Genomic DNA, 26,847 nt, shown 5'->3' on the forward strand with positions numbered 1-26,847 from the left:
GTTCTTTCGGTTCGGTGGAGGCTGCTAGTTCGGGACGGGCACCGAGGCGCCGGGGTCGGGAACCGTCGAATATTGCGGCGGGAACATCCCTTCCGGTACCGGAATGCCCTGCGACTCGAGGAAAGCTCCGAGATCGCTGACCCGAGTGACCGTTCCGGGCTCCGGCAGCAGGCGAGGTTCCGGTGCGGTCTCGGTCTCGGGGGCGGGGGTTTCCGGCGTCGACGTCTGTGGCCCGGTCGCGTTCTTCTTGTCGCGTTCGGTGCGTGCAAGGTCGGTTATCCAAGCGACCATCTTCTCGCTCTCCCACTCGTACCCGTCGTTGGGGTCGTTGTACCAGTACGACAGGTGCTGCAGGAAGCCGAGCGCCAGGTAGGGCCCGAGCACGACATCGGCGATGCCCTTGTTGTTCTCCTCGAACCCGGTGGCCTCGGCACGGAGCTTGGCTTCCACGGTCTCGGCACCGGGCCCCATCGCCCAGTTGAGATCGGCGAGGAGCTGCTCCGGTGTCAATGCGTCCACCGCCTGCTGATCAGCGACGGTGTAATCCACATCCGCCACCCTCACCAAGACCTGCAGCAGAGTCTCGTCGGAGGTGAACCATGATTTGTCGGTGGCGATATCGACGATCGCGCGCGAAGCAATGGTCGTCACTGCGCGCGCGAAGTCGGACACGGTCTGTACCGGGTTCAGGACGGTCAGCCGCATCTGCGAGATGACCTCGAGGGCGAGTTGCAGAAGTTCGATGTCGTCCGGAGCGTCGCATGCCAGATCCCACGGTCGGCACGACCAGGTGACCTTGTCGGTCAGCGTTCCGTAATCCCGCGGTGACTGGTCCATGAAGCCACCGAGCGATTCACCCGGCTCGTCACCGAAATTCGGCACACCGGCCGGGCGATAAGGCGAACCGACCATGATCACGCCCGCGATGTCGTCGCCGTTCACCAGGGCACTCGAGTCACGCGCGCCGATCTCGGTGGACAAACGATCGAGTACCTCGCCGCCGACGCTGTATCCGAGAAGTACGAACTTGGTTCGGTCTCCACATTTGACCTTGTACTCGTCCATCAGACGATTGGTCGTTGCGACACCTTCCACGATCGACTCGTGGTAGGTCGGCACGTTGTCCAGAACGTCGAAGCCGTACGTCGAGGCGTACGGGACGTAGAGCCAGCCGACGGTACCCGGGCTGTCGGCATTCGCCTCACCGACCGGGACCGTCACGTTCCCGACCCAGTTCGACGCGACCGTGGACGCCTGCTCGGCCAGAGGATTGCGGTCCGACGCCGAGTCGGTGGCACCGGACACCGCCAGCACCAGCACATCGGGGCAGTCCTGCGCGTAGTTGTTGGGGTCGATGTTCGGGCCCTGCGAAGACCCGAAGTCCGACGACCCCGAGTCGGAGGATCCCGAGTCCGCCGATCCCGAGTCCGGAGCGGCGAGCGCAGCTGCGGGAGCGGCGAGCGCCAACGCCAACGCCAGAGTGACCACCCCGGACCTGAACAACACGGATCCGAACGACGATGTCAGAGCCCGTTTACGACGCAGCATTATTGCGGAGACCTCCCCAGCCTTCGTGACAGAACACAGTGAACAACGTCGGAAATTCACCCTCGAGCGCCCGACGCCCCCCGAAGAAGGTACCTGCTCTACGGGATTTTCCCACGAAGAAGAGTGATCCAGCGCACCCCCAGCCCTGAATTCGGTTACATGTCACCAAAGACACAGCCCGGATTCGGGCCGCTGTTCTCGACGACGATCGCAGCGGGTTAAACTCGCACTCGTGGTCATCTTCTTCGAGGTATTGCTGGCGCTTGCGGCAGTAGCCATCATCGCGTTCTCGCTGTATGTCGTCTACCGACTGGTCAACGACGAATCGTGACAGAACCGGTTGCGGGTCGACCCGGCAGTGCTGACGAGGGGCTCGACACCCCCGTCACCAGTGGCGACGAAGCAATAGCGGCTGCCGAGCAGAAGTTCGCCGACGCGTCGACGCGGAACGTTCCGGTCCTGCCGGACATCCCGCATCCCGACGACACGGCCAACCTCCGCCTCGGCCCCGATCTGCACCCGTCGATGCTCGCTCTGTTGCCGCTCGTCGGCGTGTGGCGCGGTGAAGGCGAAGGCCACGACCCCGAGTCCGGTACCGACTACCCCTTCGGTCAGCAGATCGTCGTCACCCACGACGGCGGTAGCTACCTGAGCTGGGAATCACGTTCGTGGCGACTCGATTCCGACGGTAACTTCGCACACCCCGATCTTCGCGAAACCGGATTCTGGCGCATGAGCGGTGGCAACGGGCTCAAGGGTTCCGAGGATGAAGAGGTCGTCGAGCTACTGCTGACACACAGCACCGGCGTCGTCGAACTGTATTACGGCCATGCACTCACCAAGTCGTCCTGGGAACTGGCCACCGACGTCGTCATCCGCAGCACGTCGGGTGCGTTGGTCGGCGGAGCCAAGCGGCTCTACGGCATCGTCGAAGGCGGGGATCTCGCGTACGTCGAAGAACGCGTCGTCGCCGACGGCCCACTGGCACCGCGGTTGTCCGCGCGCCTGACTCGCTACATCGGCTGACTCTCTCTCACCACCCACTGCACGCGAACGGCCCCCGAGCCATACCTGATTTCAGGTCCCGACCGGACAGGTCGGGGGCTCGGGGGCCGGGTAGCTGCCTGGGATTCGCCTGCCGCTCGCGCGGTCTTCGCAGTGAATCCGTCAGCGATTGCGGCTAGCTGACAGCCACCTCACGCGTCCTAGAGTTCATCAACTTCAGACCACCTCCTCTCTCGTGTACTTCACAACGTACGCCCGAGTTTCCGAGTCGGCAAAGGGTTTTTTCTCACGGTCCGAGCCGAGGTCGATCACCTGGTCGGCGTCGGTGTTCTCCGGTAGTTGATGGGTGACGACCACCACGGTTCGGTCGGCTCCGAACAATCCTCCCTCGGTGGTGAGCAGCTCGCGCAGTATCGATTCGCCGGAAACTCGGTCCAGATGCTCGGTCGGCTCGTCCAGCAGCACGATCGGTGCCGCACTGACCAGAGCGCGCGCCAACAACAGTCTGCGGCGCTCTCCTCCCGAGACGGCCTGCGCGCCGCCGACAAGGGTGGTGTGAACGCCGAGAGGCAGGGTGTCGAGCCACGAGCCGAGGCCGACTTTCCGCAGCGCCTCCGCTGCTTCCTCCTCGTTGACGTCGCCGCGGACCACCCGCAGGTTCTCCAGAATCGAGGTGTCGAACAGATGCGCGTCCTCGGCGAACAGCGCTGCGTCCGAACCGCATTCCTCGGCGAACTCCCGCAGCGTCGTGCTCTTGCCCGATCCGCTGGGCCCGATCAGTGCGCTTCGCGCAGTGGTGCGGTCGAGTGCCTCGGAGGGCACATGACCACGCCACTGCGGCGCAGCCGCATCGAGCATCGCCATGATTCGGGTGGCCGCGATTCGGCCACGCATCAGGGCGATTGCCGCTCCGGGCAGTGCCGCGGTCGCCTCGAAGGCGGCCAGCGGAACCAACACGATGATCGCCAGGGCCATCGGTGTCATCCCGCCTACGGTGCCTCCGGTCGATCCGTACAACCCGATACCGACGAGCAAGGACCCGATCACCGATGCACCGATCGACAGCGGACCGGCGGCATCGGCCAGCGCCGACGGCCGCGCCGCGCGGTCGCGGGCGACCACCGAATCCTGTGCTGCCCCGCGGGCTTCGGTGAGCGTCGCGTCGAGGCGTCCGGCGACCCGCAGTTCTGCGGCGTGGTCGAGTGCCCGGACGGCTGTCTCGGCGAACCGCGCGTCGGCGTCGGCTCCGGCCTCCTCGGCGATCCTTGCGGCCCGCGCCGCCAGAATCGGTGCGCCCACCCCGGCGATCAGCAACGACACCGCCAGGATCGACGCAGCAGCAGGCGCGATTCCTGTGAGCAGGCCCACGGCTGCGAGCATCATCACGACGCTGACGCAGATGGGCACGATCGCGCGTACGACGACGTCGCCGAGCACGTCGACGTCCGCTCCGGTGCGAGCCAGGACGTCCCCGCGCCGCAGAGTGAGCGCGCCGTGTCCGTTCGCCAGTTGCTCGTAGATCCGGGTGCGCGCTGCCGTCGTACCGCGCAGTGCCGCGTCGTGCGTGGTCAGTCGTTCGAGGTAGCGGAACACCCCGCGGGAAATGCCCAGCGCCCGAACGGCTACCACGGCGACGGTCAGGTCCATCACCGGAGGCATCTGCCAGGCTCTGGTGATCAGCCATGCCGACAGTGCGGCGAGGGCCAGTGCGCTGCCGAGGGTTGCCACGCCGGCCGCCACGGCCAGTGCCACCCGCCGCGGGGAGAGCTCGAACAGGGCCAGTGCGCGTCGTAGGTCAGACATGATCGAACTCCCGTACCACCGGTGAACTGCTTCGTACCTCGACGACGCGATCTGCGGCGTGCAGCACCGAGCGCCGATGACCGACCATCACCACGGTGACACCTCGGTCGGCTGCGTCTCGAACGGCCTGCAGCACAGTCTGTTCACTCGCCGCATCCAGGTGCGCCGTCGGCTCGTCCAGCACCATCACCGGAGCGTCGGAGACGAAGGTTCTGGTCAGGGCCAGGCGTTGCAGTTCGCCGAGGGACAGCCCCACTCCGCCCTGCCCGACGCGAGTGTTCCAGCCGTTCGGGTGATCTCGCAGTACGGCATCGAAACCCGAAGCGCGGCAGGCTGCGTCCAGTGCATCGGGGTCGGGCACCCCGTGAAGGGTGACGTTCTCGTAGAGCGTGCCGGGAAGCAATACCGGCCGCTGCGGCAGCCAGGCGACCTGCGCCCACCAGCGGTCGAGATCGAGATCGGCCACGGGCACGCCACCGACGAGAACCGCACCGCTCGTCGGCGTCGTGAGTCCGAGAACCGCCTGCAGCGCAGTCGATTTCCCGGAACCGTTGGGGCCGGTCAGTACCGTGATGGTGCCTGTTCGGCACAGCGCACTCAGTTCTGCCGGAGCATGACCGTCCCGGCTCGCGACGGTGAGTCCGACGAGTTCGATGTCCGCGGTCGTAGCGTCGACGGTCCGGCCACCGGTCGGCTGTGTGGTGCGCCGATCCAGGACTCGGAATGCTCGGTCCGCGGCCTCGACGCCGTCCTCTGCTGCGTGGAACTGGGTCCCCACGGCGCGCAGCGGAAAATACACCTCGGGGGCGAGAATCAACGCGATGATGCCTGCTTCGAGCGTCATCTCCCCGAAGACCAAGCGCAATCCGATTCCGACGGCCACCAGCGCGACACACAGGGTCGCAAGCAGCTCGAGCACCATCGACGAGAGGAAGGCGACCTTCAACGCGCGCATCGTTGTTCGCCGATGTGCGTCGCCCAGTGCGCGGATGCGAGCAGCCGGTCCCTGTTCGCGGCGCAGCGCGCGCAAGGTCGGCAGACCGGCCAGTAGATCGAGTAACTGCGCAGACAACCGGGTCATCGTGGTGAGCGTCGCCGCGGCTCGCCCCTTGGTCAGCAACCCGATCAGGATCATGAAGATGGGGATGAGCGGCAACGTCACCGCGATGATCACCGCCGAGGTCACGTCCTGGGTGACGATGACGACCAGAACGAGCGGGGTGACGATGACCGCGGACACCAGCGCCGGTAGGTATCCGGTCAGGTACGCCCGCAGACCCCCGATGGCTCGGGTCACGACGACGGCCAACTCTTCCCGTTCGCTGTCGAGCTCCCGAGGCTCGAATCGTGTTGCTGCCGTGAGCACCTCGACCTCGAGCTCGGCAACCACCCGTGACGCCGACCGGTGCGCGTAGCGGGACTGGGCTCCGGTGGCGAGCACACGTACGGCCACCGCGCCCGCCAGCACAGCCAGTTCCGTCGTCCACGCGGACAATGATCTGGCCGTCGGATCGGTGATGACGCCTGCCAGTACCCGGCCGATCGCAAGCGCGCCGACGATGATGCAGAGCGTGACGACGGTCGACAGAGCGACAGTGACGATCAGGTAGCCCCGCGCAGAGCTGGAGTATTTCCACAGGCGGGGATCGACCGGTCCCCGCGAACGAGCGGGCGCGGTCACGATTTCACCGTCAGTCCGATCGAGTCCGGGATCTGGGCACTCGAAATGCGCTGGCGGAAGACCCAGTACGTCCAGGCCTGGTATCCGAGGACAACAGGGGCGGCGAAGGCTGCAGCCCACGTCATCACCTTCAGCGTGTACGCACTGGACGACGCGTTCGCGATCGTGAGGTCGAAGGCGGCGTCGGTGCTCGACGGCATCACGTTGGGGAACAGGGAGGCGAATAGCAGTGCGACGACGGCCACGATGGCAATGCTGGTGAAGACGAATGCCCAGCCTTCGCGCACCTTCGCCGTCAGCGCGACGACGAGGAGCAGAGCGGCAGCGGCCGCCCCGACGAGTAGCCACGTCCACGTCTTGCCGTATGCGAGTTGGGTCCACAGGGCAAATGTGCCGCCGACGAGAACTGCCGGAACGGACAGTCGCGCTGCGATTTTCGCCGAATCCTCGTGCACGTCGCCGGAGGTCTTGAGTGCGATGAACACGGCGCCGTGCAGGGCGAACACCAGCGCCATGGTGGCACCGCCGAGCAGGGCGTAGGGGTTGAGCAGGTCGAAGAAGCCTGCGGTGACCTTCTTGTTCTCGTCGATCGCGACGCCGCGCACGATGTTGGCGAACGCGACGCCCCACAGCACCGCTGGAACCCAGGACCCGATGCCGATGCCGATGTCGCAGCGTCGACGCCATACCGGGTCGTCGATCTTTCCGCGCCATTCGATGGCGCAGATACGCAGGATCAGGGCCACCAGGATCAGCAGCAGCGGGAGGTAGAAGCCGGAGAACAACGTGGCGTACCACTCCGGGAAGGCCGCGAACAGCGCGCCGCCCGCGGTGATGAGCCACACCTCGTTGCCGTCCCAGACCGGGCCGATCGTGTTCAGGACGGCACGCCTGCGCTTCTCCCCCGTGACAGCGTCAGGATGCCTACCCAGGATGGGCATGAGCATGCCGACGCCGAAGTCGAAGCCTTCGAGCACGAAGTAGCCGACGAAGAAGAAGGCGATGACGAAGAACCAGAATTCGGGCAGTGACATGGTTGTTCCCCTAGTACGCGAACGAGAGCTGTTTGGGCTCTTCGTCTTCCGATTCCGGTGGATCGACGTGCGGCTGCGCGTCGTGGTCGAGAGGTCCTTCGATGACATAGCGGCGAAGGAGGAAGAACCAGACACCGCCGAGAGCGGCGTACAGCAGTGTGAACGTCACCAGCGAGGCGAGGACGAGGCCGACGGGGTGGTCGGACACACCCTGGTCGACGGTGAGCCTGATCTGGTCGACGCCGGACAGGTTGGGTGCGACAACCCATGGCTGCCTGCCCATTTCGGTGAAGATCCAGCCGGCGCTGTTGGCCAGGAACGGAGTCGGGATGGCCGCGAGGCTCAGCCACGAGAACCACTTCTGGTCGGGTACTCGGCCGCCGCGGGTGACCCACAGGCCGGCCAGTGCCAGCAGAGCGGATCCGGCGGCCAGTCCGATCATCATTCGGAATGCCCAGTAGGTGACGAACAGGTTCGGCTTGTAGTTACCCGGCCCGAACTGCTGCTCGTACTGCTCCTGCAGTTGGTTGACGCCCTGCACGGTGGCACCGAAGTCGTTCTCCGCCAGGAACGAGGTGAGGCCGGGGATCGAGATGAGGTGCACCACGGACTCGCAGTTGTTGTGTGTTCCGACGGTCAGGAGCGAGAAACTGGCTCCGGTCTCGGTGTCGCACAGCGATTCCGCCGAGGCCATCTTCATCGGCTGCTGCTCGAACATGAGCTTGCCCTGGATGTCTCCGGTGATGGCCAGCGCGCCACCGGCGACGATCATGATGACGAAGGACATCCGGGCAGCAGGGCGAAACATGCTGCGCGAGTTGCTCTCCTGGAGTGGAGCCTGCGGATCGACCCCGGCCTTGTTCTTGCGGGCCTCACGGACCATCCACCAACCGGAGATTCCGGCCACGAAGGTGGCAGCGGTGAGGAACGCTCCGGCGACGGCGTGGGGAAATGCCGCCAGCGCTGTGCTGTTGGTGAGCAGTGCCCAGATGTCGGTCAGCTCGGCGCGCCCGGTCTCTTCGTTGTAGATCGCGCCCACGGGATGCTGCATCCAGGAATTGGCCGCGATGATGAAGAAGGCCGAGGCGTTGACGCCGATGGCGACGAGCCAGATCGTGGCCAGGTGAACCAGTTTCGGAAGTCTGCTCCAACCGAATATCCACAGTCCGAGGAACGTGGACTCGAGGAAGAAGGCAACGAGGCCTTCGAGTGCGAGAGGAGCGCCGAACACGTCACCGACGAAGCGGGAGTATTCGCTCCAGTTCATGCCGAACTGGAACTCCTGGACGATTCCGGTGGCGACGCCGAGGGCGAAGTTGATGAGGAACAGCTTGCCGAAGAACTTGGTCAGTCGATACCAGGAGTCCTTGCCGGTGATCACCCACATGGTCTGCATGGCGGCCACCATCGGCGCGAGGCCGATCGTGAGAGGTACGAGAATGAAGTGGTAAACGGTGGTGATACCGAACTGCCACCGCGAGACATCCAACGCGTCCATCGATACTCCGAACTCTCACACCCGAGCTGTGACGGGCAACACCGCAGGTCAGGGCGTTGGCCCGCGACAAACTCGAATGTACTACTACGAGTAGTAGTAGGGAAGAGTCTTTCGGCAGGGTCGTTCGGCTCCTATCGAGTTTCGACCGTCTCCACGGCCGCATCGACCATCGATCGAACATCGTCGGCACGCCTCTGAGTGCCGAGGGGAACGCCGTTCATCTCCGTGACCCGAGCCGCGAGAGTGACGCTCGAGACCAGCCAAACACCATCTGCTGCAATGAGATCCGCCGGATACAGGTTCCCGTGCTCGCACGTCCAACCGGCGGACTCGGCCACGGAGAACAACCCGGCGACCGTGGTTCCGGCCAGGATGCCCTGTTCGACCGACGGTGTGACGAGAGTCTTACCGCGCGCGAGCACCACCGTCGAGCGCGGACCTTCGAGCACCCGACCCTCACTGCTGAGATAGATCACATCGTCGACGCCCTGAGCGGCGGCGTGCCGCAGCGCGGCCATGTTGGTCGCATACGACAACGTCTTGGCCCCCGCGAGCTGCCACGGCGCTCCCGACGAGAAGTCCACCGAGTAGCCGCGATCGAGCGTGATCACCGACACCCCGTCGGCGCGCGCGGCCCGCACCCGCTCGGGCAGCGGTCCCACCGTCACGTACGCGGTGGGGTCACCACCGCCCTCGCGTCCGCGACTGAGGACCAGCCGAAGCACACCCTCGTCCTCGGACTCTCGCGCCCACAGACCGACGGACTGTTCGATCACAGTGCGCCACTGCTCGAGATCGGGAACCGGCAGGTCCAGTGCCCTCGCCGACGCCACCAACCGGGCCAGGTGCAACTCGACCGCACAGGCCGCGCCGCCGCGCACGAGCAGCGTCTCGAACACCCCGTCCCCGCGCACCGCGGCCAGGTCGTCGGCGAACAGCAACGGCCGATTCGCGTCGTGCACTCGGCCGTCCAACGTCACCACTACCGACTCCGACATGCCCGCCACCCTAGATGGGGGCGGACGCGTTCGATCAATCCGCTCGGTCGGCCGTCGCCATCGCGTCTGCGTACTCGTCGAGGTCGAGATCCTCCGCGACGACGACCTTGGTGCCGTTGTACACCTCGCGGTCGATCTCGTCGTCGGCGTTGGCGACGAGCATCGCGACGAACGTGTCTCCGTTGACGTTGAGGAAGGTGCGGAAGATTCCGGCGAACCAGTCCACGGCGATCAGCAGGCCGACGGCCTCGAAGGGAAGGTCGAGCGAGGTCGCGAGGAACATCGCGACGACGGGGAATCCGCCGGGCACGGTGATGGTGCCCATGTTGAGCAGAACCGCCAGGCCCATGCCCAACACGATCTGCCCGAGAGTGAGGTCGATGTCGCCCGCCTGCGCGAGGAACATCACCACGATCATGTAGTTGAGAACGGCACCGTAGGACCCCATCGTCAACCCGATCGACAGCGTGAAGTTGGCGACCTTCTGACTGACGCCCACCTTCTCGACCGTGTTGCGCAGCACCGTCGGGAACGTGACGGCCGAGCTCGTGGTCGTCACCGCGACGGCCGTCTGTTCGGTGAGCTTGCTGGGCAGCTTCCACGGGTTCAATCGGGTCCGCATCGTCACGACCACGACGAAGAGCGCGAACAGAATCAACACCCCGAGCAGCGTCGTCCCGAGGTAGCTCAGCGCGGTGGACACCACGGAGAAGCCGACGTCTCCGGCGAGCGCGGCGAGCAGGCAGAACACACCGACCGGCGCGATGACCATGACGAGCCGGATCATCGTCAGGACGATCTGCTGAATCTGGTCCATGAACGAGAGCACCTGGGTGTTGCCGGTCTTGGTGATGTGACTGCGCAGGGCGATGCCGAAGAGCAGCGAGAAGACGATGATCGGCACCATCGTCGCCGTGGACATGGCGTCGAACACGTTGGTGCTGACGAAGTTGAGCAGCGTGTCCTGCCAGCCGAGTGCCTCGCTCGCCGACTCCTCGAGCGACGGATCGAGCTGCTGGGTGAACACCATGCCCGCGCCCGGCCGAATGATGCTGCTCAGTACCCAGGCCAGCACCGCAGCGACGATCGAGAACCCGATCATCCACTTGAAGGTGCGAAACGCGATCTTGCCGGTTCCCGCCCCTGCCATCGATCCGGTTGCGACGATGACCGAGGCCATCACCAGCGGAACGATCGACATCTGGATCAGTCGGATGAACAGATCGCCGATGAACTTCAGGTTCGCGGCCCACTCGCCGACCACCAACCCGAACACGATGCCGCCGATCGCCGCGAGGCCGATCTGCGCGGCCGGATGCGCCAATTTCTTCATGGATCGAAACGCTAGGTCCGTGTCGTCGCAGCGCCGTGTCATCGTCGTTTCGAGGGTGTAAAGGGACCGGTCGCCGAGTTGCTACGCCGACGGGCTCCTACTATGGGGTGGTGTCCGATTCCGTGACGATCAGCCCGAGTCCTCTTCTCACTCTTCCCAACGCAGTACCGTCCCCGGACGACAGCATCGACGCCGGGGTGGCCTGGCACTACGGCAATCCGTTCGGCGAGCAGCGGGACGCCGCGAGCGCAGCTGCCGTCATCGATCGGTCGCACCGGTTCGTCCTGGCCATCAGCGGAGACGAACGCCTGAGCTGGCTGAACACGATCTCGAGCCAGCTCGTCTCGAACCTGCCCGACGGCAGCTCCGCCGAGAACCTGAGCCTGGACGTCAACGGCCGTATCGAGCATCACTTCGTGCAGACCGATATCGACGGCGTGACGTACATCGACACCGAACGTGCAGCCGGACCCGGTCTGCTGTCGTTTCTGCAGAAGATGGTGTTCTGGGCCAAGGCCGAACCCCGCCAGGCCGACGAACTCGCCGTGCTCACCGTGCTCGGATCCGACGCGGCGGCGGTGCTCGCGAAGGCCGGCCTGCCCGCTCCCGGCGAGATCTACGGGGCGTCGCCGATCGACGGCGGCGGTTTCGTTCGGCGGATGCCCTGGCCGGGCAAGAATTCGTACGACGTGATGATCCCCCGCGCGAACTCGACCGATTGGTTTCTCCGACTGCGTGACGCCGGTGCCACCCCGGCCGGAACCTGGGCGTTCGAAGCGTTGCGGGTGGAATCGCTGCGTCCGCGAGTGGGCGTGGACACCGATGAGAAGACCATTCCGCACGAGGTTCGCTGGATCGGCAGCGCCGCCGAGTTCGGCGCGGTGCATCTGGAGAAGGGCTGCTACCGCGGGCAGGAGACGGTCTCGCGCGTACACAATCTCGGTCGCCCGCCCCGGCATCTGGTGCTGCTGCATCTCGACGGTTCCGCGGACGGTCGACCCAACACGGGTGACGCGGTGACCGCGGGCGGACGGTCCGTGGGGCGTCTGGGCACCGTCATCGATCACTTCGAGCTCGGGCCAATCGCTCTGGCGCTGGTCAAGAGATCCATTCCGGTGGACACCGCCCTGGAGGCAGGTCCGTGTGCGGCGTCGATCGATCCTGATTCGATCCCGTCGTACGACGACGTCCAGGCCGGTCGCGCTGCGGTGGACCGCCTGCGCGGCCGGTGACCGGCACAGTTCTCGCTGTCTGCGTCGTGCACGCCGATGTTCCGTTCGGACGCCGCGCGGTGGTCGACAGCGGCATCGACAAGCGGCCCGTCGACGGGCCGGTGGATGTCCACGAGCTCGGCGTCGGCGGCGATCACTGCCGGGACACGAAGTTCCATGGCGGACTCGATCAGGCCGTCTACGCCTACGACGAGGACGAAGCGCGGTACTGGGCCGATCAGCTGGGGACACCCGTTCCTCCCGGACGGTTCGGCGAGAACCTCCGTACCACCGGCGTACCGGTGACCGACGCGGTGATCGGTACGCGGTGGCGAGTGGGCAGTGTGGAGTTGGAGGTGACGATCGCTCGCAAGCCCTGCGGCACGTTCGCGCGGTGGATGGCCGAGCCCGGGTGGATCCGTCGATTCACCGCGCGCGGTGATGTGGGTGCGTACTTCCGAGTTCTCGAACCCGGGGTCTTCGGTGCCGGGGACGCCGTGACTGTGACGTCGGTCCCCGAGCACGGGGTGACGGTGCGGATGCTCTTCGAGGGGAGGGACACAGCTGCGATGCAGACTCTGCTGGACGCGCCGGGATTGGCGCCCAAGGTCTACCGCGATGCGGCGGCAGCGCTGAAATCCTCGCGCAACTGACCCCGACGAGCTCAGCTCCCCATGACGCGCAGCACGTAGTTCTCGTGTCGTGGAACGAAGATAGTTTGCCTGTGCACGGATATCTGCAGGTACAGGCAGCGCCGACCCCTACCCCGGGCGTGTCGCGCCGGTGCGCCCGCCACCGACACGTGGTGCCGTATGCGCATCGCGGCGATTCGCGCGCTAGAGTGTGTGCCAGGAAGAAATACCAACTCTAACGGGGCCGCCAAATTTCCCCAGGCCGCCCCGCAAGTCCGCGAGGGGGCACCGCCATGGGCCGAGGCAGGGCTAAGGCAAAGCAGACAAAGGTCGCTCGTGAGCTCAAGTACAGCTCGCCGACAACGGACTTGGAGAGTCTGCAGAAGGAACTCTCCGGTGGTTCGTCCAACTCCCATCGTGGCATCCACTCTGACTCGGATGTGCATTCCCGAGTCGAGGAAGACGAGTACGAGGACTGGCGACGCTAGTACTGTGCACTGAACGACTGAGGGGGAGCCGCGGTGCGGCTCCCCCTCACTTGTTTGCCCGGTGCTCGGGCGATCAGAACCTCGGGTGGTTACCCAGCAACAGCGCACGCTCGTCGGCGACATCCTTACCGGTCGCCTTCTTCACCGTGCCCAGCGTCCAGCAGTCGATGTGGCGTGCGGTCAGCACAGCGAGTGCTCGGTCGACGTCCTCGGGTGCCACGATGGCGACCATGCCGACACCCATGTTGAACGTCTGCTCCATCTCGGCCCGCTCGACGCGTCCGCGCTGAGCGATCAGCGAGAAGATCGGAGCCGGGCTCCACGTGGTGCGGTCGAGTTCGGCGACCAGTCCCTCGGGCATGACCCGTGACAGGTTGTTCGCCAGTCCGCCGCCGGTCACGTGGCAGAAGGTGCGGACGTCGGTCTCCGCAGCGAGCGCGAGGCAGTCCTTGGCGTAGATCTTGGTGGGTTCGAGCAGTTCCTCACCGAGAGTGCGGCCGAACTCCTCGACGTGTCCGCCGAGGTCCATGTGGTTGATCTCGAGCAGCACCTTGCGAGCGAGGGAGTAGCCGTTGGAGTGCAGGCCCGACGATCCCATGCCGATGACGACGTCACCGGGACGCACCCGCTCGGGTCCGAGGATCGAATCCGCCTCGACGACGCCGATGCCGGTGGCCGAGAGGTCGTAATCGCCGTCGGCCATCAGACCCGGGTGCTCGGCCGTCTCGCCGCCGAGCAGTGCGCAGCCGGCGATGATGCAGCCTTCTGCGATGCCCTTGACCAGCTCGGCGACCTGCTCGGGAACCACACGGCCCACGGCGATGTAATCCTGCAGGAACAGCGGCTCGGCACCACAGACGACGAGATCGTCGACGACCATGGCAACCAGGTCCAGGCCGAGGGTGTCGTGCTTGCCGAGGGCCTGTGCCACGGCCACCTTGGTGCCGACGCCGTCGGTCGAGGCGGCCAGGACGGGCTCGCGGTAGTCGCCCTTGAGCGCGAAGAGACCGGCGAAACCACCGAGACCGCCCATGACCTCGGGCCTGCTGGCCTTCTTGGCGAGCGGCGCGAACAGTTGCACTGCTCGATCTCCTGCGGCGATGTCGACCCCGGCCGCCGCGTAGGAGGCACCGCCCGAGTGAGTTGCGCTCGTGGGTTGGGATTCCTCGGTCATTCGGCTCCAGCCTGTGTACTCGATCATGTCAGCGCCCATAGCGGCGCAGATAGCGCCCTAACGGTACCGGAGTGCCCGGTGGCGAGAAGAATTCACGTGTGCAGCCGCTTTCCCGGGATCGCCGCCAACAGCTTCTTGGTGTAGTCCGCCTCCGGCGATCTCAGGATCTTCCACGGTGTCCCCTCTTCCACGATCGCCCCGTTGCGCAGCACCACCACGCGGTGCGCAACGCGGTCGACCACCGCGAGGTCGTGGCTGATGAACAGGCACGCGAAGCCGAACTCCTGCTGCAGTGCCTCGAACAGGTCGAGCACGGCTGCCTGCACCGAGACGTCCAGTGCGCTGGTCGGCTCGTCCGCGACCACCAGATCCGGACCCAGCACCAATGCCCGCGCCAGGCTGACGCGTTGCCGCTGCCCACCCGAGAGCTCGTGTGGGTAGCGCTTGTCGGTGCCCGACGGCAGTTGCACGGCGTCGAGCAGTTCGGTCGTCCTCGCGGCGATCGCGTCCTTGGAGCCGTACTTGTGCACGATCATCGGCTCGGCGATGCACTGTCCGACGGTCAGCCGGGGGTTCAGTGAGGCCGACGGGTCCTGGAAGACGAACCCGAATCGCTTGCGCAGCGGCTTGAGCTTGCGTTCGCTCACCCCTGCGATGTTCTGCCCCATCACCGTCACGCTGCCGCTGGTCGGCTTCTGCAGTGCTGCGACGCATCTGCCGATCGTGGACTTGCCCGAGCCGGATTCGCCCACCAAACCGAGGGTTTCGCCGCGGTGGATGGTCAGCGAGACGTCGTCGACCGCCCGGAAGGCGGGCGAGCCGACGCCGCCGGAGAACTGCACCACCAGACGTGAGACGTCGAGTACCGGTTCGCCCGAGGTGTCGACGGTCTTGTCGGACTCCACGGCGGCGAGAGTGGGCACCGCGGCCAGCAGCTTCCTGGTGTAGTCGTCCGCGGGTGCGTCGAAGAGCTGCGCCACCGGAGCTTCCTCGACGACGCGACCGTTCTGCATGACGACGACGCGGTCCGCCAGATCGGCGACGACGCCCATGCTGTGGGTGATGAGCACGACGGCGCAGCCGAGCCGGTCCTTGAGATCGCGGAGCAGCTCCAGGATTTCGGCCTGCACCGTGACGTCGAGGGCCGTGGTCGGCTCGTCGGCGATGATGACTTTCGCCTCGCACGAGATGGCGATCGCGATCATGACGCGTTGCTTCTGCCCACCCGAGAGCTCGTGCGGGTAGTACGAGAAGCGCTGCTCGGGACTGGGCAGACCCACCATCGTCAACAGTTCGACGGCCCGCGTCTTGGCATCCTTCGCCGACATCCGCTTGCCGTCACTGCCCGAGTGCGCGCGCAACGCTTCGACGATCTGATACCCGATGGTGAACAGCGGATCCAGGGCGCTGCCCGGCTCCTGGAACACCATCGAAATCTTGTTGCCGCGCAACTGCGCCCACGCCTTGTTGCTCAGCCTCGTCACGTCCTGGCCACCGAGCACCACGTGGCCCTCCACGCGTGCGGTGTCGGGTAGCAGTCCGATTGCGGATCTGACGCTGACGGATTTACCCGATCCGGACTCGCCCACCACGGCCAGGACTTCACCGGGATACACCTCGAACGAGACCTCGGTGACGGCATCGACCTCGCCGGCATCGGTGAGGAACGTGACGGACAACGACTTCACCGACAGTGCCGACTCGCGTGGAGTTGCAACGCTCGATGTCATACCTTCACCGCCTTCTTGAACTTCTTGCGGGTGCGCAGCAGCGGATTGAGTGTCTCGCTTGCACTTTCGCCCACCATGGTCAGGCCGAGCACAACGAGCACGATGCCAAGGCCGGGGAACACCGACGTCCACCAGATGCCGTTGGAGATATCGGGCAGCGCCTTGTTGATGTCGTATCCCCACTCCGAGGCGGAGGTGGGCTCGATGCCGAATCCGAGGAATCCGAGTCCGGCGAGGGTCAGGATGGCCTCGGCACCGTTGAGGGTGATGATGACCGGCAGCGTCTGCACCACGTTGGCGAGGATGTGGCGGAACAGGATTCGCGGAGTTCCGGCCCCGGTGACCCGTGCGGCGTCGACGTACGGTTCGGTCTTGACCGCCACCGTGGCGTTGCGTACCACGCGGAAGTACTGCGGCACGAAGATCGCCGTGATGGCGATTGCCGCGGACGCGATACCGCCGAAACTGGACGACTGTCCGCCTGCGACGACGATCGAGATGACGACCGCGAGGAGCAGCGATGGAAACGCGTACATCGCGTCCATGAACAGCACGAGCACGCGGTCGAACCAACGGCCGATGTAGCCCGAGGCGAGGCCGAGCGGAACGCCGATGATGAGCGAGAGAATCAACGACGACGCGATCACCATCAATGCTGTTCTCGCACCGTAGATCACGCGCGAGAACACGTCCTCGCCGCGGACCGAGGTGCCGAACCAATGCTGCGCGGACGGGGCTGCCTGCCGGGCGAAATCCTGCCCGGCATCGCTGGTCTGCGAGAACCCGTACGGCGCGAGAAGCGGAGCGAACACTGCCGCGATCACGAACCCCACCATCAGGGCCAACCCGACGATCAGGGTGACGCGTTGCAAGCCCGACGTGGACTTGACGAACGCGACGCCGGGAAATCCCCGACGGTGCGGGCGGGTCGGAGGAACGTCGGACAGCACGACTTCGGTGCTCATCAGAACCTCACTCTCGGGTCGATGAGTGCGACGATCGCGTCGGTGACGAAGCTGACGACGGCGACCACCACGGCCAGGAACGTCACGATGCCCTGCACCGCAACGAAATCGCGAGCCTGCAGGTATCGGGCGAGTTCGTAGCCCAGGCCCTGCCACTCGAAGGTCGTCTCGGTCAGCACCGCGCCGCCGAGCAGTACGGCGATCTGCAGACCGATGACGGTGACGATGGGAATCATGGCGTTGCGGAACGCATGCCGTCGCGTCACCGTGCCCTCGCTCAATCCGCGAGCGCGCGCGGCGTCGACGAAGGGTGCCTGCAGGGTCTGAATCAGGTTGACGCGCACCAGTCTCAGGAACACTCCGGCCGTCAGCAGACCCAGGGCGAGAGCGGGAAGTACCGCATGCTCGAGCACGTCCACGATGTAGCTCGGCTCGCCGTACAGGAACGAATCGACGATGAGAATGTTGGTCTTGGGCGAGACGTTCTGCAGTGCCAGTTCCACGTTGGTGCTCGCTCGTCCCGCCACCGGCAGCCAGCCGAGCTTGACCGCGAACAGCAACTTGAGCAGCATGCCGACGAAGAACACCGGAGCCGCGTACGCCAGGATCGCGAAGATCCGCAGCGAGGCGTCGCCGAATCGGTCCCGATGGGTGGCGGCGAAGAAGCCGAGCGGGATGCCGACGGCGAAGGCGACCAGCAGTGCCCAGAACGCCAATTCCAGTGTGGCAGCGCCGTTGACGAGCAGAACGTCACTGATCGCGCGATTGTCGGTGGCCGAGCGGCCGAAATCGCCGCGCAGCAATCCGGTCAGGTACTCCCAGTACTGCGTCAGGATCGGCCGGTCGTACCCGGCCTCGGCCTTGCGCTGAGCGATCTGTTCGGCGGGCAGGCGGCCACCGAGGGCCGCGGTGATCGGATCACCGATCACCCGCATGAGAAAGAACACGACGGTGACGAGAATCCAGGCGGTCGGAATGATCAGCAGAAATCTGACCCCGAGATAACGGGCGAGCGCGCCGTACCGTGACGGCGCGCTCGCCTGCTGTGCTTGCTTCTCGCCCTCTACCGTCGTGCTGTCGGTAGTGGGCACGCCGTCAGCTCTTGGCGAGAGTGACGAAACGGAACTTGAACGAGGCGTCGAGAGTCTCGTCCACACCGCTGATCTCGTCGGTGGCGACGGCGATCTGCTTGCCCTCCAACAACGGAAGCGTCGGCAGGAAGTTCGTCGCGAGCTCGGTCTGAATCTGACCGATGATCTGCATCCGAGCATTCTCGTCGGCGGTCGTGCGTTCGAGATCGAGCAGCGAGGTGATGGCCGGGCTCTCGAAGTGCGACTGCAGGAAGTTGTCCGGCCCGAAGAACGGCGTCAGGTAGTTGTCTGCATCGGGGTAGTCCGGGAACCAGCCCAGCTGGTACACGGGGTAGGCGTCGGCGACGCGTTCCTTGGTGTACGTGCTCCACTCGGTGGACTGCAGGTTGACGTTGAACAGGCCCGTCGCGTCGAGCTGGCTCTTGATCGCGGCGTATTCCTCGCTCGAGCTCGAACCGTAGTGGTCCGGGTTGTACTGCAGGTTGAGCTGCACGGGAGTGGCGATGCCTGCGGCAGAGAGGAATCCGGCCGCCTCGTCACGATTGGGCGTGGTGCCGTAGACGTCGCCGAAGGCGGTGTTCGCGCCGGCCAGACCGGTGGGGACCACGGAGTACAGCGGGGTGTACGTACCCTTGTAGACGCCGTCGGACAGCGCCTGACGATCGACCGAGGCCGCAATTGCCTTGCGCACGGCCAACTTCTGCTCCGGGGTGTCGCCGGGCATCGTGTTCATGTTGAACACCATGTAGCGCGATTCACCGCCGGGTCCCTCGTGCACCGTCAGACCGTCCACGCTGCCGAGCGATTCGACGTCCGTAGGGGTCAGCGAGCGCCATGCGACGTCGATGGCCTTGTTCTGCACGTCGAGCTTGAGGTTGTCGGAGCTGGTGTAGTACTTGACGTTGATCGACGACGTCTTCGGGGCTCCGAGAATTCCCTGATAGTCGCCGTTCGCGGTGAAGCTGACGAGGGAGTTCTTCGCGTAGCTCGCGATGGAGTACGGGCCCGCGAACGGCGTTGCCGCCACGATGGCGTCGTCGTCGAGAACGGAGTCTGCCGGGAACACGGTCTGATCGACGATCGGGCCTGCCGGTGTCGCCAGAATCTGCGGGAACGTCTGGTCGTTCGCTGCCTTCAGCGTGAACTCGACGGTCTTCTCGTCCGGCGTCGCGATGCTGTCGAGGTTCGTCAGCAGCGATGCGGGCCCGTTGGGATCGTTGATGGCGACGATTCGATCGAAGGAGAACTTCACGCTCTCGCTCGTCAGCGGGTTGCCGTTCGCGAACTTCAGATCGTCCTTCAGCGTGCACGTGTAGACGGTCGGCTCGGCGAAGTCGCAGCTCTCGGCTACGTCGGGCTCGAGCTCGGAGCTACCGGGCGCGAAGTTCATCAGGAAGGGATACGTCTGGTTCATCACCATGAACGAGCCGTTGTCGTACGAGCCGGCCGGGTCCAGTGACGTCACCTGGTCGGTGGTGCCGACCGTAATGGTCTCGCCGCCGCCGCTGTCGCCGGATCCGCCGGCGTCGTCGGTGCGGCCCGAGCCACAGGCTGCCGCAGTCAATGCGAGTACCGACAGTGCTGCCACTGCAGCGGTCTTCTTGCCGTGCTTGCGCACGGCCCTGATGGGTCCAGCGGTCTTCGATGCCGCGCTGTAGCGCTGCATGCGTCCGTCGTCGGGCGACAGGGTCATCTGAAAGCCTCTATCCAATCGGTGTGTCCTATGTAACTCGGGACAGTACCGACGGACTGTTTCCAATATGTGGCATTGAGAAAACCCCGCTGTTCCCTCGCGGGAACGCCCAGCTCACGGACGACTCAGAGCACTCACATTCGCGTCGTTGTCCACCGGCTGCCCGGCGGCCGAAGCCAGCAGACCCTCCAGGACGTGCTTGCCGAGCGCATTGTCGGCAGGCAGATCGATCGGGTACTTGCCGGTGAAACATGCTGCACACAAGCGCGATTCAGGCTGCTCGGAGGCAGCGATCATGCCGTCGATGGAGATGTATCCCAACGAATCGGCTCCGATCGCCTGCCGAACGCCCTCGAGAATCCCGTCCTCGGAGTCGACACCGTTGGCGATCAGCTCTGCGGGAGAAGCGAAGTCGATGCCGTAGAAGCAAGGCCAGCGCACCGGTGGCGACGCGATCCGCACGTGAATCTCCAGCGCACCGGCCTCACGCAGCATCCTGATCAGGGCGCGCTGAGTGTTGCCGCGAACGATCGAATCGTCCACCACCACCAGCCTTTTGCCCCGAATGACCTCTTTGAGAGGATTGAGCTTGAGCCGGATGCCGAGCTGGCGAATGGTCTGCGACGGCTGAATGAACGTGCGCCCCACGTAGGCGTTCTTCATCAGGCCCTGGCCGTAGGGGATGCCGGAGCCCTGCGCGAAACCGACCGCAGCGGGAGTTCCACTCTCGGGCACGGGGATAACCAGGTCGCCCTCGGCCGGATGCTCCTTCGCGAGGCGTCGTCCGATCTCGACTCGCGTCGAATGCACCGAACGACCACCGATGACGCTGTCGGGCCGAGCGAGGTAGACGTACTCGAACACACAGCCCTTGGGCTCGGGGGCTGCGAATCGCGAGGACCGAACACCGTCGGCGTCGATCGCGAGCAGTTCACCCGGCTCGATGTCGCGGACGAACGCGGCACCGACGATGTCGAGTGCCGCCGTCTCGCTGGCAACCACCCAGCCGCGATCGAGGCGGCCGAGGCACAGCGGGCGCACGCCGTGCGGGTCACGCGCGGCGTAGAGGGTGTGCTCGTCCATGAACGTCAGACAGAAGGCACCCTTGAGCAGCGGCAGCAGTTCCATCGCCGCCTGCTCGATGGTGCAGTCGGCAGCCTTGTGCGCCAGCAGCGCGGTCACCACGTCGGAATCCGACGTGCCGTTGCCCTGCAGCCGGTCGCTGATCAACCCTGCGTCGCGCGCCTTGGTGGCGAGCTCGGCGAAGTTCACCAGATTTCCGTTGTGGCCGAGCGCAATCCCGGTGCCGGCGGTGGTGGTGCGGAAGATCGGCTGCGCGTTCTCCCACGTGACCGATCCACTGGTGGAGTAGCGGCAGTGTCCGATGGCGACGTGCCCGGGCATCGCGCCGAGTGTCTGCTCGTCGAACACCTGGCTGACGAGACCGAGATCCTTGAACACCAACACCTGGGAGCCGTCGGACACTGCGATGCCTGCAGCCTCCTGACCACGGTGTTGCAGCGCATAGAGACCGTAATACGAGAGCTTGGCCACATCCTCGCCCGGTGCCCATACTCCGAACACTCCGCACTCCTCGCGCGGCTCGTTCTCCGGTTCGTCGAGCGGTTTGCCTACCAGAAGATTCGGACTGTCGACCGACAAATCGGCGTTGGTCACGGGCATTGCTCCCTTGGGGGTACGGGGCGGGGGGCCGTGCCCGAGTCTACGGGCACACGGCCGGAGTCAACGCATCGTGTGTACGGGAGATTCCCAGCAGGTGAACCCGTGTCCGATTTCGAGCGAATCACCTGATGGACAACAGTGGCAGCCAGCGACCCACTTCGGCTGCTCTACTGCCCGACGCATCGATGGAACCGTCGGCGAGAGCCTCGGCGAAATCGCGGATTCCGGTGACCACCTGCAGCCACGTCAGCGCATCGGTTTCGACCACGTTCGGCGGGGTTCCCCGCGTGTGACGCGGCCCCACGATGCACTGCACCGCGACGAACGGCGGCACCCGCACCTCCACCGAGGATCCGGGCGCATTCTGGCCCAGAGTTCTGGCAGTGGTGCGCACCGCGGCGGCGATCTGCGCCCGCGCAGGCTTGTCCGCCTCACCCTTGATCCATTGCTCGACGGCCAGAACGGCGTCGCGCACCTCGGCGGGGCCGACTTCCTTGTGCGGTGGCATGGTCGTTCAGCCCTTCTCTTCGTCGACGAACGCCAGATGCGCCAGCACGGCGCCGCTCGCGTTGAGAAAGTAATGCAGCAGCGCCGGGGCGAGCACACTCCCGCTGCGGGCTCGCAGCCACGAGAACACCACACCGGCCGCCGCCGTCGCCGCGACCGTTCCGAGCACGGTGTCACCCGCAGCACGAGCGGGGTGAATGTGCCAGAGTCCGAAGAAGATCGGCGACAGAGCAGGGGACGCGGCGTCGAGCACACCGCGGAAGAGCAACTCCTCGGTGACGACGGTCCCCACCGGAATCCGAAACAGGACCCACTCGGCCAGTTCGTCCTCGGACGGCCGGACCCGGCGTCGCAACGCGGGAACTGCGGCCACGACGGCGGATCCGAGCACCGGCACCGCCGCCGCAGCAGCGCCCCACTTCAGGCCGGCGGCAGTGTTGCGCAGACCGAGTTCCGCCGCGCTCGTTCGGGACAGTGCAGCAACACCGACGGCGAACGAGGTGTTGGCCACCGCCCGCCGACGTGCGTCGAGACCGAGCGCGGGAAGGAGGTAGGTACTCCACGCCGTCGTCGCGAGTCCGATCAGAACGGGTCGTTCCGCAGGCTCCACTCCGGCCGTCAGTGCGGTTCTCACTTCTCCGGACCGTCCCGGCCGGCGAACTGCTCCATGACGCCGCGAACTCGTTCGGTGTCGCGCTCGGTCCACCCCTCGGGCGCGGCGACGGCCACCCAGCCGTCGAGCACGAGGGTTCCGTAGTTGTGGCCGTGCCCGTCGGGGACGCCTGCGGCGTTGGTCAGATCGGCGGCCACCTGCCAGAAGGTGACGACCGGGAACCAGCGCATGCTCGGTAGCCGGTCCGGTCCCGGTGGCTCGGACAGCCAGTCGGGGCGCTCGAACAGCAGGTCCGGCGACCACCACACCACCGGATCCGACGCGTGCTGCACGTACAGGATTCGCGGCTCGTACCAGGGCTGATCCTCCGGCGGGATGCCCGACGAGTTGTCGGCGAATCGGACCGTCAGTCCTTCCGAGTAGACCGGCCGGACCTCCGGGCTTCCCGGGTCGCGACGGCTGACGAACTGACTCCAGATTCGGTTGTTGTTCGGCGGCCCCACCCACAGCACGCCGTCGGCGGTGGCCCTGATGTCGGCCAAACCGTCGAAGGCGCCCTCCCCCGCCTGGGTACCGAGGCTCTCGCCGTAGACGTAGAACTTGGGGCGAGTGGCCTCGGGTTCCTGCAGCCAACGGTCGTGCACCTTGTCGATCAGCGCTCTGCCTGCCTGCGCGGCCTTGTCCCCCTCCGCAATGAAGGAGATCCAACTCGGCAGGTACGAGTACTGGGATGCGACGGTGGCGACATCGCCGTCGAACATCAGCTCTTCGGCTTCGATGGCGGTGGGATTGACCCATCCGGTTCCGGTGGTCGGGACGACCACGAGAGCCGCTCGCTGGAATGCCCCGGTGCGCTCGAGTTCTGCGACCACGATGTTCAGTCGCTCGTCCTGGGTCTCTGCGGTTTCCAGGCCTGCGTATGCCCTGATCGGCTCGAGGCTCGGACGGCCCGTGGCCCGCTCCATCTCGTCGGCCCGCAGCCCGCTGGAGACGAAGTTGCGACCCTCGAACCCGAGGGTGTCCCACGGCGCCAACGAGTTCGGGCTGCCGGAACGTTCGTCGGCGACGGGTTGCTCTGCGCCGTCCCGGGTTTCGTCGTTCTGCAGACTGAACGCGGAATTGGTGACCTCGGAGACCGCGCGCAGCAATACGCCCTGGACCAACGCGACGGACAGCACCACGAGGACGACGACCCCGAGCGCATTGGCCACTTCGCGCGGCATCTTGACGATGCGGTTGATCTGACGGGCGAGCAGGCGAACGAGGTCACGCAACACCCGCCACACCGAAATCAACAGCGCCGCAATGGCGATACTGAGCGCACCGGTGCGGAAGTACCCCGTCGTGGTGGTGCCCTCCGCGTCCATCAGTGCGGCCAGCTCACGCTGCCATTCCGCCGAGATCGCCAGCATGATCATCGATGCCGCAATCGCCAGGACGGGTACGGCGACCTTGACGGCCAGCTCGACCTTGCGCGGCAACGGCCACCACGATCGGGACGAGAGCCACCAACGGGTCACGGCCCAACCCACCGCGACGCCGAACGCGTAGCCGATGGCCGCGTTGATACCGCCGATGATGCCCTGGAACAACCATCCGCGAGGGAGCAGGGACGGAGTCAGCGACCAGCAGAAGAACAACGCGCTGAACGCGATTCCGGTGAAGTCGAGGCGCAGCAGGCCCCAGGCCCACATGACGAACGGGTGCTTGGCGGGTGAGGGGACGGAGAACTCGACCGAGGGCAGGTGGTACCGATGATGCTGGTCCTGCTCGAGTGTCGCGTCGACCTCGCCCCGGCGCTGCTCCGATGTGCGTCCCCCCACCTCGGTCAGCCGAAGAGTCTGGGAAGAGTGCTCTCGAACGTCTCGCGCAGCTCCGTCATCGGGACGGAGAACTGCCCTTGGACCTCGATCGAATCCGAGCCCTCGTCGACGACGCCGATGCGCGCCCACGGCAGACCGCGGGCGGTGCACATGCCGGTGAAGCGAGTTTCTTCCGTGCGCGGTACGGCGACCAGTACGCGACCCGAGGACTCGGAGAACAGCGTCACGAACGGATCGGCACCCTCGGGAAGGATGATGCGGCAACCGGTTTCACCGGCCAGAGCAGCTTCGACGACGGCCTGCGCGAGACCACCCTCGGACAGATCGTGTGCCGCCGAGACCAGTCCGTCACGCGAGGACGAGAGCAGAATGTCTGCGAGCAGTTGCTCGCGAGCGAGATCGACCTTGGGTGGAACGCCGCCGAGGTGATCGTGCTCGACCTGCGCCCAGATGGATCCGTCGAACTCGTCGTGGGTGTCGCCCAGCAGAATCAGCGTCTCGCCGGGTTCGAGGCCGAGACCGGTCGGGATGCGGCGATGCACGTCGTCGATGACGCCGAGAACACCGACGACGGGCGTCGGCAGGATCGGCTCGGCACCGGTCTGGTTGTAGAAGCTGACGTTGCCACCGGTGACGGGAATGCCGAGGGTGACGCAGCCGTCGGCCAGGCCGCGCACGGCCTGCTGGAACTGCCACATGACGCCCGGATCCTCGGGTGAGCCGAAGTTCAGGCAGTTGGTGACGGCCTTGGGGGTCGAGCCGGTGACAGCGACGTTGCGGAACGCCTCGGCCAACGCGAGCTGCGCACCCTGATACGGGTCGAGTGCGGTGTAGCGACCCGATGCGTCGGTGGCCAAAGCGATTCCGCGACCGGTCTTCTCGTCGATGCGGATGACGCCGGCGTCGGCGTTCTCGGCGAGGACGGTGTTGCCGCGCACGTAGCGGTCGTACTGCTCGGTGATGAAGCGTCGGCTGCACAGCTGCGGTGAGCCGATCATCTTCAGCAACGTCGCCTTCAGCTCGTCACCGGTTTCCGGACGCTTCAGCGACGCCGTGGTGTTCGCGACCAGATCGTCCTGGGTGGCAGGTCGCTGCACGGGACGGTTGTACACCGGGCCCTCGTGCGCGACGGTCTTCGGCGGAACGTCGACGACGGTGTCGCCGTGCCAGGTGATCTGCAGGTGCTCACCGTCGGTGACCTCACCGATCACCGTGGCCAGAACGTCCCACTTCTTGCAGACGGCCATGAATGCATCGACGTTGTCGGGAGTGACCACCGCGCACATGCGCTCCTGGGATTCGCTCGACAGCACCTCGGCGGGAGTCATGCCGGTGGCGCGCATCGGCACCTTCTCCAGCTCGATGTGCATGCCGCCACTGCCCGCGGATGCCAGTTCCGAAGTGGCACAGGACAACCCGGCACCGCCGAGGTCCTGGATACCGACGACGAGCTTGTTGGAGTACAGCTCGAGGCAGGCTTCGATGAGCACCTTCTCGGTGAACGGGTCGCCGACCTGCACGGCCGGCAGCTTCTTGCGGCCCCCGCCGGTCTCGTCTCCGTCGAAAGTCTCCGACGCGAGTACGGACACGCCGCCGATACCGTCGAGACCGGTGCGTGCACCGAACAGAATGATCTTGTTGCCCAGGCCCGACGCGAACGCGAGGTGCATGTCCTCGACGCGCATGACGCCGGCACACAGAGCGTTCAGCAGAGGGTTACCGGCGTAGGAGGCGTCGAACACCGTCTCGCCGCCGATGTTCGGCAGGCCGAGCGAGTTACCGTAGCCGCCGACGCCTGCGACGATGCCGCTCAGGACGCGGCGCGTGTCGGGTGCATCGGCAGCACCGAATCGCAGCTGGTCCATGACGGCGATCGGGCGAGCGCCCATGGCCATGATGTCGCGGACGATGCCGCCGACGCCCGTTGCCGCACCCTGGTAGGGCTCGACGTACGACGGGTGATTGTGGCTCTCGACCTTGAACGTGACGGCCCAGCCGTCGCCGACGTCGACGACGCCCGCGTTCTCACCGATACCGGCGAGCATGGGCTTACGCATCTCGTCGGTGGTGGTCTCACCGAAGTACTTCAGGTGCACCTTCGAGGACTTGTACGAGCAGTGCTCGCTCCACATGACGGAATACATCGCCAACTCGGCGTCGGTGGGCCGACGGCCGAGGATTTCCTTGATGCGGACGTATTCGTCGTCCTTGAGTCCGAGTTCCTTGTACGGCTGCGCTACGTCGGGGGTGGCGACGGCGTTGGAGACAGTGTCTGTGGGTACAGAGCTAGCGGACACGAGGAATAGGTCCCTTCGATGGAGCGAAATGCCAGGGAGA

The 26,847-nt window shown here is 65.7% G+C and carries 21 protein-coding genes; 4 read left to right on the forward strand and 17 right to left on the reverse strand.

The features are described 5' to 3' along the window. Positions 1–24: 24 nt before the first annotated feature. The gene (locus tag CH295_RS03945) at positions 25–1,548 is read right to left on the reverse strand and encodes a cutinase family protein (protein ID WP_094739841.1); all 1,524 of its coding nucleotides are present in this window, start codon (positions 1,546–1,548) and stop codon (positions 25–27) included. 405 nt (positions 1,549–1,953) lie between these two features. Between CH295_RS03945 and CH295_RS03950 the strand changes: the two genes are divergently transcribed. Beyond that, positions 1,954–2,574, forward strand: a complete 621-nt coding sequence (locus CH295_RS03950; RefSeq protein ID WP_170945745.1) for a heme-binding beta-barrel domain-containing protein — start codon at positions 1,954–1,956, stop codon at positions 2,572–2,574. A gap of 195 nt (positions 2,575–2,769) precedes the next feature. Here the strand turns inward: CH295_RS03950 and CH295_RS03955 are convergent, their stop codons facing one another. From CH295_RS03955 to CH295_RS03980, 6 genes are all read right to left on the reverse strand, one after another. Continuing rightward, positions 2,770–4,356 carry an ATP-binding cassette domain-containing protein gene (locus CH295_RS03955; protein ID WP_094739842.1) on the reverse strand — a complete coding sequence of 529 codons (1,587 nt, stop codon included), beginning with the start codon at positions 4,354–4,356 and terminating at the stop codon, positions 2,770–2,772. Continuing rightward, on the reverse strand, positions 4,349–6,037 hold the full coding sequence (gene cydD, locus CH295_RS03960; protein ID WP_094633018.1) for a thiol reductant ABC exporter subunit CydD: 1,689 nt from the start codon (positions 6,035–6,037) through the stop codon (positions 4,349–4,351). Before cydD ends, CH295_RS03955 begins: the two co-directional genes overlap by 8 nt. Then, a complete protein-coding gene (gene cydB, locus CH295_RS03965; RefSeq protein WP_094739843.1) occupies positions 6,034–7,071 on the reverse strand; it encodes a cytochrome d ubiquinol oxidase subunit II in 1,038 nt (345 codons plus the stop codon). Before cydB ends, cydD begins: the two co-directional genes overlap by 4 nt. Before the next feature lie 10 nt (positions 7,072–7,081). Further along, a complete protein-coding gene (locus CH295_RS03970) occupies positions 7,082–8,569 on the reverse strand; it encodes a cytochrome ubiquinol oxidase subunit I (RefSeq protein WP_037194591.1) in 1,488 nt (495 codons plus the stop codon). A gap of 131 nt (positions 8,570–8,700) precedes the next feature. Then, positions 8,701–9,567, reverse strand: coding sequence for an aminodeoxychorismate lyase (locus tag CH295_RS03975; RefSeq protein WP_037194589.1), 867 nt, complete (start codon positions 9,565–9,567; stop codon positions 8,701–8,703). A 34-nt stretch (positions 9,568–9,601) separates the two neighbouring features. Beyond that, positions 9,602–10,900 (reverse strand): dicarboxylate/amino acid:cation symporter, encoded by a 1,299-nt coding sequence (locus CH295_RS03980; protein ID WP_037194587.1) that lies wholly within the window; start codon positions 10,898–10,900, stop codon positions 9,602–9,604. A gap of 110 nt (positions 10,901–11,010) precedes the next feature. Here CH295_RS03980 and ygfZ point away from each other — a divergent pair, with 110 nt between their 5' ends. The 3 genes from ygfZ (at position 11,011) to CH295_RS03995 (ending at position 13,231) form a co-directional block, all read left to right on the forward strand. Then, positions 11,011–12,132, forward strand: a complete 1,122-nt coding sequence (gene ygfZ, locus CH295_RS03985; protein ID WP_094739909.1) for a CAF17-like 4Fe-4S cluster assembly/insertion protein YgfZ — start codon at positions 11,011–11,013, stop codon at positions 12,130–12,132. Next, the gene (locus CH295_RS03990; protein WP_094739844.1) at positions 12,129–12,764 is read left to right on the forward strand and encodes an MOSC domain-containing protein; all 636 of its coding nucleotides are present in this window, start codon (positions 12,129–12,131) and stop codon (positions 12,762–12,764) included. The genes ygfZ and CH295_RS03990 overlap by 4 nt, the downstream gene beginning before the upstream one ends. 272 nt (positions 12,765–13,036) lie before the next feature. Then, on the forward strand, positions 13,037–13,231 hold the full coding sequence (locus tag CH295_RS03995) for a DUF3073 domain-containing protein (protein ID WP_008719426.1): 195 nt from the start codon (positions 13,037–13,039) through the stop codon (positions 13,229–13,231). Between the two features lie 73 nt (positions 13,232–13,304). On the opposite strand, the gene purM is transcribed toward CH295_RS03995, so the two are convergent. The 10 genes from purM to purL form a co-directional block, all read right to left on the reverse strand. After that, positions 13,305–14,405 (reverse strand): phosphoribosylformylglycinamidine cyclo-ligase, encoded by a 1,101-nt coding sequence (purM, locus tag CH295_RS04000; RefSeq protein ID WP_032376541.1) that lies wholly within the window; start codon positions 14,403–14,405, stop codon positions 13,305–13,307. Positions 14,406–14,497: 92 nt separating this feature from the next. Continuing rightward, complete coding sequence (locus CH295_RS28415) at positions 14,498–16,135, reverse strand: ABC transporter ATP-binding protein (protein WP_094739845.1); 1,638 nt, start codon at positions 16,133–16,135, stop codon at positions 14,498–14,500. Further along, positions 16,132–17,100: an ABC transporter permease gene (locus tag CH295_RS04010; RefSeq protein ID WP_037194582.1), complete on the reverse strand. Its 969-nt coding sequence runs from the start codon at positions 17,098–17,100 to the stop codon at positions 16,132–16,134. The genes CH295_RS28415 and CH295_RS04010 overlap by 4 nt, the downstream gene beginning before the upstream one ends. After that, positions 17,100–18,086: an ABC transporter permease gene (locus CH295_RS04015; protein ID WP_170945747.1), complete on the reverse strand. Its 987-nt coding sequence runs from the start codon at positions 18,084–18,086 to the stop codon at positions 17,100–17,102. Before CH295_RS04015 ends, CH295_RS04010 begins: the two co-directional genes overlap by 1 nt. A gap of 109 nt (positions 18,087–18,195) precedes the next feature. Then, positions 18,196–19,884 carry an ABC transporter substrate-binding protein gene (locus tag CH295_RS04020; RefSeq protein ID WP_094633014.1) on the reverse strand — a complete coding sequence of 563 codons (1,689 nt, stop codon included), beginning with the start codon at positions 19,882–19,884 and terminating at the stop codon, positions 18,196–18,198. Positions 19,885–19,998: 114 nt separating this feature from the next. Further along, on the reverse strand, positions 19,999–21,561 hold the full coding sequence (gene purF, locus CH295_RS04025; RefSeq protein WP_037194761.1) for an amidophosphoribosyltransferase: 1,563 nt from the start codon (positions 21,559–21,561) through the stop codon (positions 19,999–20,001). A 127-nt stretch (positions 21,562–21,688) separates the two neighbouring features. Continuing rightward, positions 21,689–22,075, reverse strand: coding sequence for a sterol carrier family protein (locus tag CH295_RS04030; RefSeq protein WP_094739846.1), 387 nt, complete (start codon positions 22,073–22,075; stop codon positions 21,689–21,691). Between the two features lie 6 nt (positions 22,076–22,081). Further along, the gene (locus CH295_RS04035) at positions 22,082–22,708 is read right to left on the reverse strand and encodes a CPBP family intramembrane glutamic endopeptidase (RefSeq protein WP_252341897.1); all 627 of its coding nucleotides are present in this window, start codon (positions 22,706–22,708) and stop codon (positions 22,082–22,084) included. Next, complete coding sequence (locus tag CH295_RS04040) at positions 22,705–24,432, reverse strand: alpha/beta hydrolase (RefSeq protein WP_252341905.1); 1,728 nt, start codon at positions 24,430–24,432, stop codon at positions 22,705–22,707. Before CH295_RS04040 ends, CH295_RS04035 begins: the two co-directional genes overlap by 4 nt. 83 nt (positions 24,433–24,515) lie before the next feature. After that, positions 24,516–26,807: a phosphoribosylformylglycinamidine synthase subunit PurL gene (gene purL / locus CH295_RS04045; protein ID WP_094633011.1), complete on the reverse strand. Its 2,292-nt coding sequence runs from the start codon at positions 26,805–26,807 to the stop codon at positions 24,516–24,518. Positions 26,808–26,847 lie beyond the last annotated feature (40 nt).

Source organism: Rhodococcus sp. 14-2483-1-2, assembly GCF_002259405.1.
In the GTDB taxonomy this organism is placed as follows: Bacteria; Actinomycetota; Actinomycetes; order Mycobacteriales; family Mycobacteriaceae; genus Rhodococcoides.

Coding starts and splice junctions, on each gene's coding strand:
- CH295_RS04030 (WP_094739846.1), bottom strand. CDS start 22,075: ATGCCACCGCACAAGGAAGTCGGCCCCGCCGAGGTGCGCGACGCCGTT.
- CH295_RS03945 (WP_094739841.1), bottom strand. CDS start 1,548: ATGCTGCGTCGTAAACGGGCTCTGACATCGTCGTTCGGATCCGTGTTG.
- CH295_RS03970 (WP_037194591.1), bottom strand. CDS start 8,569: ATGGACGCGTTGGATGTCTCGCGGTGGCAGTTCGGTATCACCACCGTT.
- CH295_RS28415 (WP_094739845.1), bottom strand. CDS start 16,135: ATGACATCGAGCGTTGCAACTCCACGCGAGTCGGCACTGTCGGTGAAG.
- CH295_RS03955 (WP_094739842.1), bottom strand. CDS start 4,356: ATGTCTGACCTACGACGCGCACTGGCCCTGTTCGAGCTCTCCCCGCGG.
- CH295_RS03995 (WP_008719426.1), top strand. CDS start 13,037: ATGGGCCGAGGCAGGGCTAAGGCAAAGCAGACAAAGGTCGCTCGTGAG.
- CH295_RS04020 (WP_094633014.1), bottom strand. CDS start 19,884: ATGACCCTGTCGCCCGACGACGGACGCATGCAGCGCTACAGCGCGGCA.
- purM (WP_032376541.1), bottom strand. CDS start 14,405: ATGACCGAGGAATCCCAACCCACGAGCGCAACTCACTCGGGCGGTGCC.
- CH295_RS04010 (WP_037194582.1), bottom strand. CDS start 17,100: ATGAGCACCGAAGTCGTGCTGTCCGACGTTCCTCCGACCCGCCCGCAC.
- cydB (WP_094739843.1), bottom strand. CDS start 7,071: ATGTCACTGCCCGAATTCTGGTTCTTCGTCATCGCCTTCTTCTTCGTC.
- CH295_RS03980 (WP_037194587.1), bottom strand. CDS start 10,900: ATGAAGAAATTGGCGCATCCGGCCGCGCAGATCGGCCTCGCGGCGATC.
- CH295_RS03975 (WP_037194589.1), bottom strand. CDS start 9,567: ATGTCGGAGTCGGTAGTGGTGACGTTGGACGGCCGAGTGCACGACGCG.